The organism is Pseudomonas sp. Irchel s3h9, from assembly GCF_900187475.1.
GTDB classification, from domain to species: domain Bacteria; phylum Pseudomonadota; class Gammaproteobacteria; order Pseudomonadales; family Pseudomonadaceae; genus Aquipseudomonas; species Aquipseudomonas neuropathica.
This window is the reverse complement of the sequence record NZ_FYDH01000016.1, coordinates 102,884-118,047: the sequence shown is the minus strand read 5'-3', so window position 1 is coordinate 118,047 and position 15,164 is coordinate 102,884. Positions and strand designations below refer to the sequence as shown.

Annotated in this window: 11 protein-coding genes; all 11 read right to left on the bottom strand. The window is 58.6% G+C overall.

The features are described 5' to 3' along the window. Window positions 1-3: 3 nt before the first annotated feature. The gene (locus tag CKW26_RS23970) at window positions 4-1,635 is read right to left on the bottom strand and encodes a CTP synthase (protein ID WP_093436570.1); all 1,632 of its coding nucleotides are present in this window, start codon (window positions 1,633-1,635) and stop codon (window positions 4-6) included. Window positions 1,636-1,909: 274 nt separating this feature from the next. Beyond that, on the bottom strand, window positions 1,910-3,238 hold the full coding sequence (gene tilS, locus CKW26_RS23965; protein ID WP_095050405.1) for a tRNA lysidine(34) synthetase TilS: 1,329 nt from the start codon (window positions 3,236-3,238) through the stop codon (window positions 1,910-1,912). Between the two features lie 132 nt (window positions 3,239-3,370). Then, window positions 3,371-4,318 (bottom strand): acetyl-CoA carboxylase carboxyltransferase subunit alpha, encoded by a 948-nt coding sequence (locus CKW26_RS23960; RefSeq protein ID WP_038357918.1) that lies wholly within the window; start codon window positions 4,316-4,318, stop codon window positions 3,371-3,373. 139 nt (window positions 4,319-4,457) lie between these two features. Then, window positions 4,458-7,979: a DNA polymerase III subunit alpha gene (gene dnaE / locus CKW26_RS23955; RefSeq protein WP_038357916.1), complete on the bottom strand. Its 3,522-nt coding sequence runs from the start codon at window positions 7,977-7,979 to the stop codon at window positions 4,458-4,460. Between the two features lie 76 nt (window positions 7,980-8,055). Continuing rightward, complete coding sequence (gene rnhB, locus CKW26_RS23950) at window positions 8,056-8,682, bottom strand: ribonuclease HII (RefSeq protein ID WP_093436573.1); 627 nt, start codon at window positions 8,680-8,682, stop codon at window positions 8,056-8,058. 11 nt (window positions 8,683-8,693) lie between these two features. Beyond that, a complete protein-coding gene (lpxB, locus tag CKW26_RS23945) occupies window positions 8,694-9,824 on the bottom strand; it encodes a lipid-A-disaccharide synthase (RefSeq protein ID WP_095050404.1) in 1,131 nt (376 codons plus the stop codon). 2 nt (window positions 9,825-9,826) lie between these two features. Beyond that, entirely contained in the window at window positions 9,827-10,603 is a 777-nt protein-coding gene (gene lpxA, locus CKW26_RS23940) for an acyl-ACP--UDP-N-acetylglucosamine O-acyltransferase (RefSeq protein ID WP_038357910.1), read from the bottom strand. Beyond that, a complete protein-coding gene (fabZ, locus tag CKW26_RS23935; RefSeq protein WP_003222142.1) occupies window positions 10,600-11,040 on the bottom strand; it encodes a 3-hydroxyacyl-ACP dehydratase FabZ in 441 nt (146 codons plus the stop codon). Before fabZ ends, lpxA begins: the two co-directional genes overlap by 4 nt. Before the next feature lie 106 nt (window positions 11,041-11,146). Further along, the gene (lpxD, locus tag CKW26_RS23930; protein WP_095050403.1) at window positions 11,147-12,202 is read right to left on the bottom strand and encodes a UDP-3-O-(3-hydroxymyristoyl)glucosamine N-acyltransferase; all 1,056 of its coding nucleotides are present in this window, start codon (window positions 12,200-12,202) and stop codon (window positions 11,147-11,149) included. Window positions 12,203-12,205: 3 nt separating this feature from the next. Then, a complete protein-coding gene (locus CKW26_RS23925) occupies window positions 12,206-12,709 on the bottom strand; it encodes an OmpH family outer membrane protein (RefSeq protein ID WP_007908849.1) in 504 nt (167 codons plus the stop codon). Window positions 12,710-12,754: 45 nt separating this feature from the next. Further along, on the bottom strand, window positions 12,755-15,130 hold the full coding sequence (gene bamA / locus CKW26_RS23920; protein WP_095050402.1) for an outer membrane protein assembly factor BamA: 2,376 nt from the start codon (window positions 15,128-15,130) through the stop codon (window positions 12,755-12,757). Between the last annotated feature and the right edge of the window lie 34 nt (window positions 15,131-15,164).

Below are 15,164 nucleotides of genomic sequence, written 5' to 3'. Positions count from 1 at the left end.
GGGTTACGCCTTCTTCTGGTGTTGAGCCAACGCTGCTTTGACAAAACCGCTGAACAGCGGATGGCCATCACGTGGTGTCGAGGTGAACTCAGGGTGGAACTGGCAAGCAACGAACCATGGGTGATCGGCCGCTTCAACCACTTCAACCAGCGCCGCATCAGCGGAGCGACCGGAAATTTTCAGGCCAGCTTCGATCAGCTGTGGCAGCAGGTTGTTGTTCACTTCGTAACGGTGACGGTGACGCTCGACGATCACGTCCTTGCCGTAGCAGTCGTGGACCTTGGAACCGGCTTCAAGCAGGCAGTCCTGAGCGCCAAGGCGCATGGTGCCGCCCAGGTCGGACGATTCGGTACGAACTTCAACGGCACCGGTCGCGTCTTCCCACTCGGTGATCAGACCGACAACCGGATGGCCGCTGGCGCGATCGAACTCGGTGGAGTTGGCGTCTTTCCAGCCCATCACGTTACGGGCGAACTCGATGACCGCCACTTGCATGCCCAGGCAGATACCCAGGTATGGAACCTTGTTTTCGCGAGCGTACTGAACGGCAGTGATCTTGCCTTCCACGCCGCGCAGACCGAAGCCGCCCGGTACGAGGATCGCGTCAACACCTTCGAGCAGCGCAGTGCCCTGGTTTTCGATGTCTTCGGAATCGATGTAACGCAGGTTGACCTTGGTGCGGTTGCTGATGCCGGCGTGACTCATCGCTTCGATCAACGACTTGTAAGCGTCCAGCAGCTCCATGTACTTGCCGACCATGGCGATGGTCACTTCGTGTTCCGGATTCAGCTTGGCGTCAACCACCGCGTCCCACTCGGACAGATCCGCGCTGCCGCATTGCAGGCCGAAACGCTCAACGACGAAATCGTCCAGACCCTGCGAGTGCAGGATGCCCGGGATCTTGTAGATGGTGTCGGCGTCTTCCAGTGCGATCACCGCACGCTCTTCAACGTTGGTGAACTGAGCGATCTTGCGACGCGACGAGATGTCGATCGGGTGATCGGAACGGCACACCAGCACGTCTGGCTGCAGGCCGATCGAACGCAGTTCTTTTACCGAGTGCTGGGTTGGTTTGGTCTTGGTTTCGCCAGCGGTGGCGATGTACGGCACCAGTGTCAGGTGCATCAGCATCGCGCGCTTGGCGCCGACTTCGAAACGCAGTTGACGGATGGCTTCGAGGAACGGTTGCGACTCGATGTCACCGACGGTGCCACCGATTTCAACCATCGCCACGTCAGCGTCACCGGCACCCTTGATGATGCGGCGCTTGATTTCGTCGGTGATGTGCGGGATCACCTGGATGGTTGCACCCAGGTAGTCACCACGGCGCTCTTTGCGCAGCACGTGCTCGTAGACACGACCGGTGGTGAAGTTGTTGTTCTGGGTCATGGTCGTGCGGATGAACCGCTCGTAGTGCCCCAGGTCCAGGTCGGTCTCGGCGCCGTCGTGGGTGACGAACACTTCACCGTGCTGGAACGGGCTCATGGTGCCCGGATCGACGTTGATGTACGGATCCAGCTTCAGCATGGTGACCTTAAGTCCCCGCGCCTCCAGGATGGCTGCCAATGAAGCCGATGCAATGCCTTTCCCCAATGAAGAAACAACACCGCCCGTGACGAATATGTAGCGCGTCATGAAAAACCCTAGAAGTCTGCGTTAAAGCGGTACGAGCCGCCGGGGAAAGCGAAGGAAGGCCGAAGCCCCCGATCACCTGCATTAATCACAGTGCACCTTTCAAAAAAACCGCCGCGTTGGGACAGACCGGCAGGTGAAACACCGGTACGTTGCTCGCTACACATTTTTTGGAATCGCCCAGCAAAGACTGCTTGGTAATCGGCAACTCCTGCAATTCAGGCGAATCCACAGAAGTTGTATCAAGAAGGGAGCGTAGTCTACCGGAATGCTCCTTTCAGCTCAAACCTTGATCTTCGTCTGTTGGCAGCCAATGCAATTTCCAGCCGTCCTGTGCATGACCATCAAGTCCCGGCAGGTTCGCCACCGCGAGCAATTCATCGCCGCGAAACAGCAGCGGCAATCTGCCACGCATGAAGCCCGGGACCGCGCGCTCATTGAGCAGGCGCTTGAGGTCACGGTGGCCGCGATCCGCCAGTTGCATGACTTCACCGCCCTGACGATAGGCAATGCGCAAAGGCCCGACGGGAGTCTGCCCGCTGAACGTGACATGTCCGTTATCGGCCAAGCGTAGCGCTGACGCCGGACTCTGCCACTCGACGCCGATCATCGGCGTGCGTAGCCAGTTGCCACTCAGCCACCACAGACGCCCGGCGCTGCGATGAAGCTCGCCATCGGCCAGACGCCATACTGGTGAAGCATCGTGAGCGGCGTCGCACAGATTTTTCCAACCCGACCAGTGGTCGGTATCTGGCAGTTGCGTGAAGGGTTCGAGCCAATGGCTGATCGCGTTTCGTTGCCGGGCAGCAGACAGTGCGGCGAGCGGCGCCAGTTCCAGCGACGGTAAAACCAGCCATTCATAATCATGAGCAGTCGCGGCTTGCGCCAGATCGATCTGCGCCAACTCATCGAGCAGCCCCTGAGCTTCACGCAGATGCGCGGCGCTGCGGGCCATGTTCGCCTGCGCTTGCGGCCAGCGCTCGCTCAGCACCGGCATGACCTGATGGCGCAGGTAATTGCGCGAGAACTGTCGATCCTGATTTGACGGATCTTCGATCCAGCTTAACGAGTGAGCCTGCGCGTAACGTTCCAGCTCGGCTCGAGTGACATCCAGCAACGGGCGAATCAACATGCCCTGCCCCACTGGCCTTTGCTGCGGCATTCCCGACAATCCGCGCACTCCCGCACCACGCAGCAGCCGGAACAGCAGTGTTTCCGCCTGATCATCACGGTGCTGACCAGTGATTAACGCCTCATTAGCTTGGGTCAGCGCACTGAACACGGCGTAACGCGCATCCCGCGCCGCCCGCTCCAGACTCGCGCCTGGTTGCACCGTCACCTGCTCGATCAGCAACGGCACTCCCAGCGCATCACACACGGACTGGCAATGTTGCGGCCACGCATCAGCCGCAGCCTGAAGGCCGTGATGGATATGGATAGCGCTTAGCGCGGGGATGGATTCGGTTTTTGCCAGATCGGCAAGCAGGTGCAGCAGGACGGTGGAATCGAGACCACCGGAAAACGCGATACGCCAATGAGCGGCATTGCGCCAAGGCTCAAGGTTGTGCAAAAGCCGTGAAGGCAAATCAATCATGGACTGCCCCATATTTAACTCTTTGCCCCAAAACAAATGTAGGAGTGAGCCTGCTCGCGATAGCGGTGTGACAGCCAACACATTGGTTGAATGTTACGCCCTCATCGCGAGCAGGCTCACTCCTACAGGGGTATTGCGCTCGACTTAGAGACCATAGCTCATCAGTCGATCATAACGGCGCTTCAGCAACGCTTCGTTATCGAACTTCTTCAGCATCGCCAGTTGCGAGCTCAGCTCGGCACGGATCGATGCAGCCGCAGCCGCCGGATCACGGTGCGCGCCGCCCAGAGGCTCGCCAATCACCTTGTCGACAATGCCCAGGCCTTTCAGACGCTCGGCGGTGATGCCCATTGCTTCAGCAGCATCCGGCGCTTTTTCGGCGGTTTTCCAGAGAATCGAAGCGCAACCTTCCGGCGAGATTACCGCGTAGGTCGAGTACTGCAGCATGTTTAGCTGGTCGCAGACGCCAATGGCCAGTGCACCACCGGAACCACCCTCACCGATAACGGTGGCGATGATCGGGGTCTTCAGGCGCGACATCACGCGCAGGTTCCAGGCGATCGCTTCGCTCTGGTTACGCTCTTCAGCGTCGATGCCAGGATAGGCACCCGGGGTGTCGATGAAGGTCAGGATCGGCATTTTGAAACGCTCGGCCATCTCCATCAGACGGCAAGCCTTGCGGTAGCCTTCCGGACGCGGCATGCCGAAGTTACGGCGCACCTTCTCACGGACTTCACGACCCTTCTGGTGACCGATGATCATCACCGGCTGGTCTTCCAGACGGGCGATACCGCCAACGATGGCCGCGTCGTCAGAGAAGTGACGGTCACCGTGCAGTTCGTCGAACTCGGTGAAGATATGCTCGATGTAGTCGAGGGTGTACGGGCGTTTCGGGTGACGCGCCAGGCGTGCGATCTGCCAGCTGGTCAGCTTGCCGAAGATGTCTTCGGTCAGCGTTTTGCTCTTGTCCTGCAGGCGGGAGATCTCATCGCCGATATTCAGCGAATTGTCATTACCGACCAAGCGCAACTCTTCGATCTTGGCTTGCAGGTCGGCGATCGGCTGTTCGAAATCTAGAAAATTCGGGTTCATAGGCGTCCGTCTTGGGTCGTGTCCCAAATGAGCTTGGGCCGGCCGGTTGTCTATTCGCGCCCTACCTTAAGGGAGAGGCGCGCTGAGGTCGAGATTAAAAATTCAGGTTGCGGGCAAGCGCCATGATGGCACTTGCCGGTCAACGGTATTGGAGGAAGACGTTGTCTCGCCCGAACTGGTCACGCAGGGCTTGAATCAACGCATCCGCCGGATCGATCCGCCAGGTCTCGCCGAACTGCAGCAAGGTCTTCGCATCCGGGCTGGTGTACTCCATGGTGATCGGGCACGCGCCGCGATGACGCTTGAGCAAATCCCCCAACCAGCGTAGCTGATCGCCTTTGAGATCCTGGGTTTGCAGCTTCAGGCGCAGGCTTTCGGCCAGATTGGTGCGCGCGTCTTCCATGCTCATCACACGTTTGACCCGCAGGCGCAGGCCACCGGAGAAGTCATCGTTGCTGACTTCGCCTTCGACCACCACCATCGCGTCGGTCTGCAACAACGACTGCGCAGAATGGAACGCATCGGCAAACAGCGACGCCTCAATCCGCCCCGAACGGTCGTCGAGGGTGATGAAACCCATCTTGTCGCCCTTCTTGTTCTTCATCACCCGCAGGGCAATGATCATCCCCGCCACGGTTTGCGTATCGCGCGCCGGCTTCAGGTCGATGATGCGCTGACGGGCGAAACGGCGGATCTCGCCTTCGTATTCGTCGATCGGGTGACCGGTCAGGTACAGGCCCAAGGTGTCTTTCTCACCTTTGAGGCGCTCCTTGAGAGTCAGCTCCTTGGCCTTGCGGTGCGACGCATACACGTCGGCGTCTTCCTCGACAAACAGCCCGCCAAACAGGTCGGCGTGACCAGAGTCGTGGGTACGCGCGGTCTGCTCGGCCGCCTTGATCGCCTCTTCCATCGCTGCCAGCAGCACGGCGCGGTTGCGGTCGATGTTGGCCTGATAAGCCTTCTGTTCGTCATGGAAGTACGGCCCCAGACGATCCAGCGCACCGCTGCGGATCAAGCCGTCGAGGGTACGTTTGTTGATGCGCTTGAGGTCGACCCGCGCGCAGAAATCGAACAGATCCTTGAACGGACCTTCCTGACGCGCCTCGGTGATCGCCTCAACCGGGCCTTCACCAACACCTTTGATCGCGCCCAGGCCGTAAACGATGCGGCCGTCGTCGTTCACCGTGAACTTGAACTCCGAAGTGTTCACGTCCGGCGCATCGAGGCGCAGCTTCATCGTGCGCACTTCCTCGATCAAGGTCACGACCTTGTCGGTGTTGTGCATGTCCGCAGAAAGTACCGCTGCCATGAACGGCGCCGGGTAGTGAGCTTTCAGCCACGCAGTCTGGTACGAGACCAGGCCGTAGGCGGCGGAGTGGGATTTGTTGAAGCCGTAACCGGCGAATTTTTCTACCAGGTCGAAAATGTTACCGGCAAGGTCGGCGTCGATGTTGTTGGTCGCGCAACCTTCAATGAAACCGCCGCGCTGCTTGGCCATTTCTTCGGGTTTTTTCTTACCCATCGCCCGACGGAGCATGTCCGCACCGCCAAGGGTGTAACCGGCCATGACCTGAGCAATCTGCATCACCTGTTCCTGATACAGGATGATGCCGTAAGTCGGTGCCAGAACCGGTTTCAAACCTTCGTACTGGTAATCCGAGTGCGGATACGCCAGTTCGGCGCGGCCGTGCTTACGGTTGATGAAGTCGTCCACCATGCCGGACTGCAGCGGGCCCGGACGGAACAGGGCCACCAGTGCGATCAAGTCTTCCAGGCAGTCGGGCTTGAGCTTTTTGATCAGCTCTTTCATGCCGCGCGATTCAAGCTGGAACACCGCGGTGGTTTCAGCTTTCTGCAACAGCGAGTACGTCGGTTTGTCGTCCAGCGGGATAAACGCGATATCCAGCGGCGGCTCGTTGACCTTGGCGCGATCACGGTTAATGGTTTTCAGCGCCCAGTCGATGATCGTCAGGGTCCGCAGACCGAGGAAGTCGAACTTCACCAGACCGGCCGCTTCAACGTCGTCCTTGTCGAACTGGGTCACCAGACCGTCACCGGCCTCATCGCAATAGATTGGCGAGAAGTCAGTCAGTTTGGTCGGCGCAATAACCACACCACCGGCGTGTTTACCAACGTTACGCACAACGCCTTCGAGCTTGCGCGCCATTTCCCAGATTTCCGCAGCTTCTTCATCAACCTTGATGAAGTCACGGAGGATTTCTTCCTGCTCGTAGGCTTTCTCCAGGGTCATGCCGACTTCGAACGGAATCATCTTCGACAGACGATCCGCCAGGCCGTAGGACTTGCCCTGCACCCGCGCTACGTCACGCACCACCGCTTTTGCGGCCATGGAACCGAAAGTGATGATCTGGCTTACCGCGTTGCGGCCGTACTTCTCGGCCACGTAGTCGATCACCCGGTCGCGACCGTCCATGCAGAAGTCGACGTCGAAGTCGGGCATGGATACCCGTTCCGGGTTAAGGAAACGTTCGAACAGCAGGTCGTATTCCAGCGGATCGAGGTCGGTGATCTTCTGTACATAAGCCACCAACGAACCGGCACCCGACCCACGGCCCGGACCTACCGGCACGCCGTTGTTCTTGGCCCACTGGATAAAGTCCATAACGATGAGGAAGTAACCGGGGAAACCCATCTGGATAATGATATCCAGCTCAAAATTCAGCCGGTCGACGTAGACCTGACGCTTGGCTTCGTAGTCTTCGGTGGTGTCCTTGGGCAGCAGCACCGACAAGCGTTCCTCCAGACCGTCGAAGGAGACTTTGCGGAAATACTCGTCGATGGTCATGCCATCGGGAATCGGGAAGTTGGGCAGGAAGTGAGTGCCCAGTTTCACTTCAATGTTGCAGCGCTTGGCGATCTCGACGGTGTTTTCAATCGCGTCGGGAATATCGCTGAACAGCTCGATCATTTCCTCGGCGCTTTTCAGGTATTGCTGATCGCTGTAATTCTTCGAGCGCCGTGGATCGTCGAGGGCACGGCCCTCACCGATGCACACGCGGGTTTCGTGGGCGGCGAAGTCTTCCTGCTTGATGAAACGCACATCGTTGGTCGCCACCAGCGGCGCGCCGAGCTTGTCGGCGAGGGCGACGGCACCGTGCAATTGTTCTTCATCGTTGGGACGGTTGGTGCGCTGGATTTCCAGATAGAAACGATCCGGGAATACCGCCATCCATTCGCGCGCCAACGCTTCAGCTTCAGCCGGGTTGCCGCCGATCATGGCCATGCCGATCTCGCCTTCTTTGGCGGCGGACAGCATGATCAGGCCTTCGTTGGCTTCAGCAACCCACTCGCGCTCGACGATGATCATGCCGTTGCGCTGGCCTTCGATGAAGCCGCGCGAGATCAACTCGGTGAGGTTGCGATAGCCCTTGGCGTTCATCACCAACAGGCTGAGCCGGCTCAGCGGTGCGTCCGGGTCCTTGTTCGACAGCCACAGGTCGGCGCCGCAGATCGGCTTGATGCCCGCGCCCATGGTGTTTTTGTAGAATTTGACCAGGGAACACATGTTGTTCTGGTCGGTGACCGCGACCGCCGGCATGTTCATGGCCGTCAGTGCCTTGACCAGCGGCTTGATCCGCACCAGCCCGTCGACCAGGGAGTATTCAGTGTGCAGGCGTAGATGAACGAATGAAGCCGGCATAGTGATCCTGTCCAGTTACATAGAGACAACAAGGCCCGGATTGTACCGGGCCTCGAACAAAACATCAGCCTTGCGACTAAACCTGCGTCAGACCTTCCAGCGCTTCGTAAGCCAGACGCACCGGGGCGAACGAGCGCCGGTGAATCGGCGTCGGGCCAAGACGCGACAAGGCTTCCAGATGAACGGGCGTCGGGTAGCCTTTATGGCCACCGATGCCGTAACCCGGATAGATCAATTCGAAGGCAGCCATTTCGCGGTCGCGGCTGACCTTGGCCAGAATCGACGCAGCAGCAATCGCCGGCACCTTGCCGTCGCCCTGCACCACCGCTTCGGCGCGCATCGGCAGTTGCGGGCAGCGGTTGCCGTCGATCATCGCCAGTTTCGGCTGAATGTGCAGGCCGGCCACCGCGCGCTGCATGGCCAGCATGGTCGCGTGCAAGATGTTCAGCTCGTCGATTTCTTCGACTTCGGCGCGCGCAATACACCAGCTCAAGGACTTTTCGATGATTTCGTCGTAAAGCTTTTCGCGCTTGGCCTCAGTGAGTTTCTTCGAGTCGTTGAGACCGAGGATCGGCCGGTTCGGATCGAGGATCACCGCCGCCGTCACCACCGCACCGCACAACGGGCCACGACCGACTTCATCAACGCCGGCCACCAGCTCTTCAACTTCGGCGACCAGGGTGAAATCCAGGCCCATCTGCATGCTTGTCTTGCTCATCGCGTTTGACCGATCAGGTTAAGGACGGCGTCCGCCGCCTGATTGGAGGCATCCAGCCGTAACGTGCGGTGGATCTCGTCGAAACCACGGGTCTGTTCTTCGCCACCTTCGATCAGTGGCGACAGGGTCTGTGCCAGCGCGTCGACTGTCGCATCATCCTGCAACAATTCCGGGACCAGCAGGCGCTGGGCCAGAAGATTCGGCAAGGACACGTAAGGGCTCTTGACCATGCGTTTGAGAATCCAGAACGTCAACGGCGCCAAATGGTACGCCACCACCATCGGCCGCTTGTACAACAGCGCTTCGAGAGTGGCGGTGCCGGAGGCGATCAACACGGCATTGCACGCTGCCAAGGCCAGATGGGATTTGCCGTCGAGCAAGGTCACCGGCAGATCACGCCCAACGAGCAGTTCTTCAAGTTGCGCACGGCGTTCAGGATTGGCGCACGGGATGACGAAGCGCAAACCCGGGCGCATCGCACGCAGACGTTCGGCGGTGTCGAGGAACAATGCCCCCAGACGGGAGACTTCGCCGCCGCGACTGCCGGGCATCAACGCCACCAGCGGGCCGTCGGGCAGGCCCAGCTCGGCACGCGCCGCAGCGCGATCAGCTTCCAGCGGAATGGTATCGGCGAGGGTGTGACCGACGAACCGAACCGGCACGCCCTTTTCTTCGTAAAATTTTGCTTCGAACGGCAGCAACGTCAACATCAAGTCGCAGCCTTCGCGAATCTTCAGCACACGCTTCTGCCGCCACGCCCACACCGACGGGCTGACGTAATGCACGGTCTTGATCCCGGCCTGACGCAGCTTGAGTTCGATATTGAGGTTGAAGTCCGGCGCGTCGATACCGATGAAGACATCCGGTTTCTCGGCGACCAGCGTGGCGATCAGATCCTTGCGACGCTTGAGCAACTCACGCAAACGGCCGAGAACCTCCACCAGGCCCATGACCGACAAACGTTCCATGGGAAAGTAGGACATCAGACCTTCAGCCTGCATCAACGGGCCACCGACGCCGATGAACTCGACGGCCGGATGCTGAGCCTTGAGCGCGCGCATGAGGCCGGCACCGAGAATGTCACCGGAAGCTTCACCCGCCACCAGCGCAATACGCAGATTGGCCATGATCAGCGCGTGATACCGCGAGTCGACGACTGGATGGAGTCGCGGAATATCGCAACTTCCGGGTATTGCGCAGCAGGTTCAGCCAGTTCGGCCAGCGCCTGCTCAACCGTCAAACCTTGGCGATAGACGGTTTTGTAAGCGCGACGCAGGGTATGAATCGCGTCTTCGCTGAAACCACGACGGCGCATGCCTTCGAAGTTCATGCTGCGCGCTTCTGCGGGATTGCCGAACACGGTGACGAACGCAGGAACGTCCTTGCCGATCGCAGTGCCCATACCGGAAAAGCTGTGAGCGCCGATGTGGCAATACTGGTGAACCAGGGTGAATCCGGAAAGGATCGCCCAGTCATCCACGTGCACATGCCCGGCCAACGCGGTGTTGTTGACCAGAATGCAGTGATTGCCGATGACGCTGTCATGCCCGATGTGGGCATAAGCCATGATCAGGTTGTGATCGCCCAGCGTGGTTTCCGAACGGTCCTGCACGGTGCCACGGTGAATGGTCACGCCTTCACGGATGACATTGTGGTCACCGATCACCAGGCGAGTTTCTTCGCCTTTGTACTTCAGATCGGGCGTGTCTTCGCCTACCGAGGAAAACTGGTAGATGCGATTGTGCTTGCCGATGCGGGTCGGGCCTTTGAGGATTACATGCGGCCCGATCACGGTACCCTCGCCGATTTCCACACCTGCGCCGATGATCGACCACGGGCCGACCTCGACGCCATCAGCCAGAACGGCCGACGGATCGATGATTGCGCGAGGGTCAATCAAACTCATAGCTTGCGTTCCGCGCAGATGATTTCAGCCGAGCAGACCGGCTTGCCATCAACCGAGGCCTGGCATTCGAACTTCCAGATCTGACGCTTGCAGCTGATGAACTTGGCTTCGAGGATCAGTTGATCGCCCGGCAACACAGGCTGGCGGAAGCGCAGCTTGTCGGAACCGACGAAGTAGTAAAGCGTGCCGTCGGCAGGCTTCACATCAAGCATTTTGAAACCGAGGATCCCGGCAGCCTGAGCCATCGCTTCGATGATCAGTACGCCCGGCATGATTGGATGCGCAGGGAAGTGACCATTGAAGAACGGTTCATTGATGCTGACATTCTTGTAGGCGCGAATGCGCTTGCCCTCAGTGTCCAGTTCCACCACCCGGTCCACCAGCAGGAACGGGTAACGGTGAGGCAGGTATTCGCGAATCTCGTTGATGTCCATCATTTCGGGGGGAAGCCTATGTAAAGATTGGGAGCGCGACTGACGCGCACTCCTCTAGCAAATCAAGGAGGCAGTCTAGAGGCTGTGCACACTTGATATGGAAATGGTATCAGCCATCAGATGAAGCATTGCCGTCAGGGGTCACTTCCCCTACGCGCTTTTCCAGCTGTTTCAAACGCCGCGCGATGTCATCGAGCTGACGGATGCGGGCCGCGCTTTTGCGCCATTCGGCCGCCGGTTGCATGGCTGTGCCGGAAGAATAGGCACCCGGCTCGGTAATCGAGTGAGTCACCATGGTCATCCCGGTCAGGAAAACGTTGTCGCAAATATCAATATGGCCGACCAGGCCAACACCGCCGGCCAGCATACAATGCTTGCCGATTTTGGTGCTGCCGGAGATCCCGACGCAGGCCGCCATGGCAGTGTGATCACCGACCTGAACGTTGTGGGCGATCTGGATCTGGTTGTCGAGCTTCACGCCATTGCCAATGACGGTATCGGCCAGCGCGCCGCGATCGATGGCGGTATTCACGCCAATCTCGACATCGTCACCGATGGTCACGCCACCGATCTGGGCAATCTTCTGCCAGATGCCTTTTTCGTTGGCAAAGCCGAAGCCTTCACCACCGAGCACCGCACCGGACTGGATCACAACACGCTTGCCGATGCGCACGTCGTGATACAGCGTCACGCGTGGGGCGAGCCAGCCGCCTTCACCGATTTCGCTGCGGGCACCAACAACGCAATGTGCACCCAGTGTCACCTGCGCGCCAATTCGCGCACCGGCTTCGATCACCACAAAAGGGCCAATGCTGGCGCTTGGATCAACCACCGCGTCCGCCGCAATCACCGCTGACGGATGGATACCCGCAGAGGCTTTTGGCTTGGGATCGAACAGGTGGGAGATACGCGCGTAAGCCAGGTAAGGATCAGGCACCACCAACGCATTACCGGCAAAACCTTCGGCATCGGCCTCTTTGAGCAACAGTGCTGCCGCCTGCGAGCCCGTCAGGTATTTGCGATATTGAGGATTTGCCAGAAAGCTCAACTGAGCTGGGCCAGCCTCTTGCAAAGTGGCTAGCCCAGTAATTTGCTTCTCAGGGTCGCCACGCAGGGTGGCGCCGAGGAACTCGGCCAACTGGCCGAGCTTGATAGTCACGGTCATGGGTTACTTCAGCTGATTCATGCGCTCGATTACCTGGCGCGTGATGTCGTACTGAGGCTTGACATCGATCACTGCGCCACGCTCGAACACCAGGTCAAAACCACCTTTCTTGATGACTTCTTCCACTGCGCTATCCAGTTTCGGCTTCAGTTGCTTGAGCATTTCGCGGTCGGCAACGGCCTTGGCTTCGTTCAGTTCCTTGGACTGGAACTGGAAGTCACGGGCCTTTTGCTTGAATTCCAGCTCCAGACGCTCGCGCTCACCTTGCTGCATTTTGTCACCACCGGCCATCAGACGGTCCTGAATGCCCTTGGCGCTGCTTTCCAGCGTCTTCAGCTTGGTCAGTTGCGGACCGAACTTCTTCTCGGCATCAACGGCGTATTTCTTGGCCGCATCGGATTCGAGCAAGGCCATCTGATAGTTCAGAACAGCGATTTTCATGTCGGCAAATGCCGGGCCTGCCACCATCAAGGAGGCCAGGAGAACCAATTGAGTCAACTTACGCACGATGCACTCCTACAAAATCCATTGTCGTTATCTTGGGTCAGACGCTTAGAACGTCTGGCCGAGGGAGAATTGGAACACTTGAGTTTCAGCCTCATCCGGCTTCTTGATCGGCATGGCCAACGCGAAGCTCAGAGGACCCAGTGCGGTGACCCAGGTCACACCCACACCCACGGAACTGGCCATGTTGCTCAGGCTGATGTCGTTGCACTTGGTGTTCGACGTCGAGCCGTTCGCATTGGTAGTGTCCTTGCACTGCGAGTCAAATACGTTACCCACATCCCAGAATACCGAAGTACGCAGGGAGCGCTGATCTTTTACGAATGGCAGCGGGAACAGAACCTCGACACCACCCTGGATCAGGACGTTACCACCGAACGGCAGCGGATCCTGGTCGGGGTCAGCCAGCGTGCCCGGGTTGGTACCACGGCTCGGCGTACTGCGTGGGCCGAGGGTGCTGTCCTTGAAGCCACGAACCGAGTTGAAACCACCAGCATAGTAGTTTTCATAGAACGGCAAGCCGTCAGTCCCGCCGTAACCGTCGCCATAACCCAATTCGGTGTGCAGACGCAGGGTGTAGTTCTCGCTGATCGGCTGGAACAGCTGACCGCGGTAATCAAGTTTGTAGAACGACAGGTCACTGCCCGGAATGGTGGATTCCAGAGTCAGGCTCTGGGAACGGCCACGGGTCGGCAATACACCTTTGTTCAGGGTGGACTCGGACCAGCCGGCCGACGCCTTGAAGTTCAGGTACTTGTCGCCTTCCTTGTTAACGAAGTCGAAAATCTCGTCAACGGTGTAGGTACCGGTCTTGATCTCGTCCTGTTGAACCGACAGGCCAAAGGTCAGACGCGAAGTTTCGCTGATCGGGTAGCCAACGTTGACGCCGGCACCCAGGCTGTCTACCGCATAGCTAGCTACATCGACGTCGAGGTCTTTGTAGTCAGTGGTGCGATAGAACGCGTTGTAACCCAGGCTCACGCCATCGGCGGTCCAGTACGGGTCAACGTAGCCGAAGTTGTAGCGGCTCTGGTATTCGCTGCGAGTCAGGCCGATGCTGACGCGGTTACCGGTACCGAGGAAGTTGTTCTGGGTGATCGAACCACCGAGGATCAGACCGGCGCTCTGGGCGAAACCGACGCTTGCGGTAATCGAACCGGAAGCCTGCTCTTCAACGCTGTAGTTAACATCTACCTGGTCGTCGACACCCGGAACAGCCGGGGTTTCAACGTTGACCTCTTTAAAGAAGCCCAGACGCTCAAGACGGGTCTTGGACTGGTCGATCAGGTAAGTCGAAGCCCAGCCGCCTTCCATCTGACGCATTTCACGACGCAGCACTTCGTCTTCGGACTTGGTGTTGCCACGGAAGTTGATGCGGTTGACGTAGGCACGCTTGCCCGGATCAACAGCGAACAGGATATCGACGGTGTGATCTTCATCGTGCGGCTGAGGTACGCCGTTGACGTTGGCGAAGGTGTAACCCTCGTTACCCAGACGACGGGTGATCAGCTCGGACGTGGTGGTCATCAGTTTGCGCGAGAACACCTGCCCCTTCTGCACGAGCAGCAGGGACTTGACCTGATCTTCAGGGACTTTCAGATCACCACTGAGCTTGACGTCACGAACGGTGTACTTCTCGCCTTCGGTAACGTTGACAGTGATGTAGACGTGCTTCTTGTCCGGGGTGATCGACACCTGGGTCGAAGCGATATCCATGTTGATATAGCCACGATCCAGGTAGTAGGAACGCAGACGCTCCAGGTCACCGGACAGTTTTTCACGGGCGTACTTATCATCGTTCTTGAAGAACGACAGCCAGTTGGTGGTCTTCAGTTCGAACAGGTCGGTCAGGTCTTCCTCAGGGAAAACCGTGTTGCCCACCACGTTGATGTGCTGAATCGCCGCAACGGTGCCTTCGTTGATCTTTACCTTCAGACCCACGCGGTTACGCGGTTGCGAGACCACTTCGGTATCAACGGTAGCCGAGTAGCGACCTTGCGCGACGTACTGACGCTGCAGTTCGTTACGCACGCCCTCAAGGGTGGCACGCTGGAAGATCTCGCCTTCGGCCAGACCGGACTGTTTGAGACCTTTCATCAAGTCTTCAGTGGAGATCGCCTTGTTGCCTTCGATCTCGATACTGGCGACCGACGGGCGTTCAACGACCGTGATTACCAGAACGTTGCCTTCGCGGCCCAGCTGGATATCTTGAAAGAAACCGGTTTTGAACAACGCACGAGTGGATTCCACCAGGCGACGATCATCCGCCTGCTCACCGACGTTCAACGGCAAGGCACCAAAGACGCTACCCGCGGAGACCCGCTGGAGGCCATTGACGCGAATATCAGAGATAGTGAAGGACTCGGCGTGAACTTCGGCGATCATCAATACGGTGAGAACCGCAGTTAGCAGCAGACGTTTCATGAAGTCCTTTCTTATTCCAACTGGCAATAAACAA

What these genes read in the sequence shown, in the direction of transcription:
- CKW26_RS23970 (WP_093436570.1), bottom strand. Translation starts at nt 1,635, where the DNA reads ATGACGCGCTACATATTCGTCACGGGCGGTGTTGTTTCTTCATTGGGG.
- lpxD (WP_095050403.1), bottom strand. Translation starts at nt 12,202, where the DNA reads ATGACCGTGACTATCAAGCTCGGCCAGTTGGCCGAGTTCCTCGGCGCC.
- bamA (WP_095050402.1), bottom strand. Translation starts at nt 15,130, where the DNA reads ATGAAACGTCTGCTGCTAACTGCGGTTCTCACCGTATTGATGATCGCC.
- rnhB (WP_093436573.1), bottom strand. Translation starts at nt 8,682, where the DNA reads ATGCAGATGGGCCTGGATTTCACCCTGGTCGCCGAAGTTGAAGAGCTG.
- dnaE (WP_038357916.1), bottom strand. Translation starts at nt 7,979, where the DNA reads ATGCCGGCTTCATTCGTTCATCTACGCCTGCACACTGAATACTCCCTG.
- CKW26_RS23960 (WP_038357918.1), bottom strand. Translation starts at nt 4,318, where the DNA reads ATGAACCCGAATTTTCTAGATTTCGAACAGCCGATCGCCGACCTGCAA.
- fabZ (WP_003222142.1), bottom strand. Translation starts at nt 11,040, where the DNA reads ATGATGGACATCAACGAGATTCGCGAATACCTGCCTCACCGTTACCCG.
- lpxA (WP_038357910.1), bottom strand. Translation starts at nt 10,603, where the DNA reads ATGAGTTTGATTGACCCTCGCGCAATCATCGATCCGTCGGCCGTTCTG.
- lpxB (WP_095050404.1), bottom strand. Translation starts at nt 9,824, where the DNA reads ATGGCCAATCTGCGTATTGCGCTGGTGGCGGGTGAAGCTTCCGGTGAC.
- tilS (WP_095050405.1), bottom strand. Translation starts at nt 3,238, where the DNA reads ATGGGGCAGTCCATGATTGATTTGCCTTCACGGCTTTTGCACAACCTT.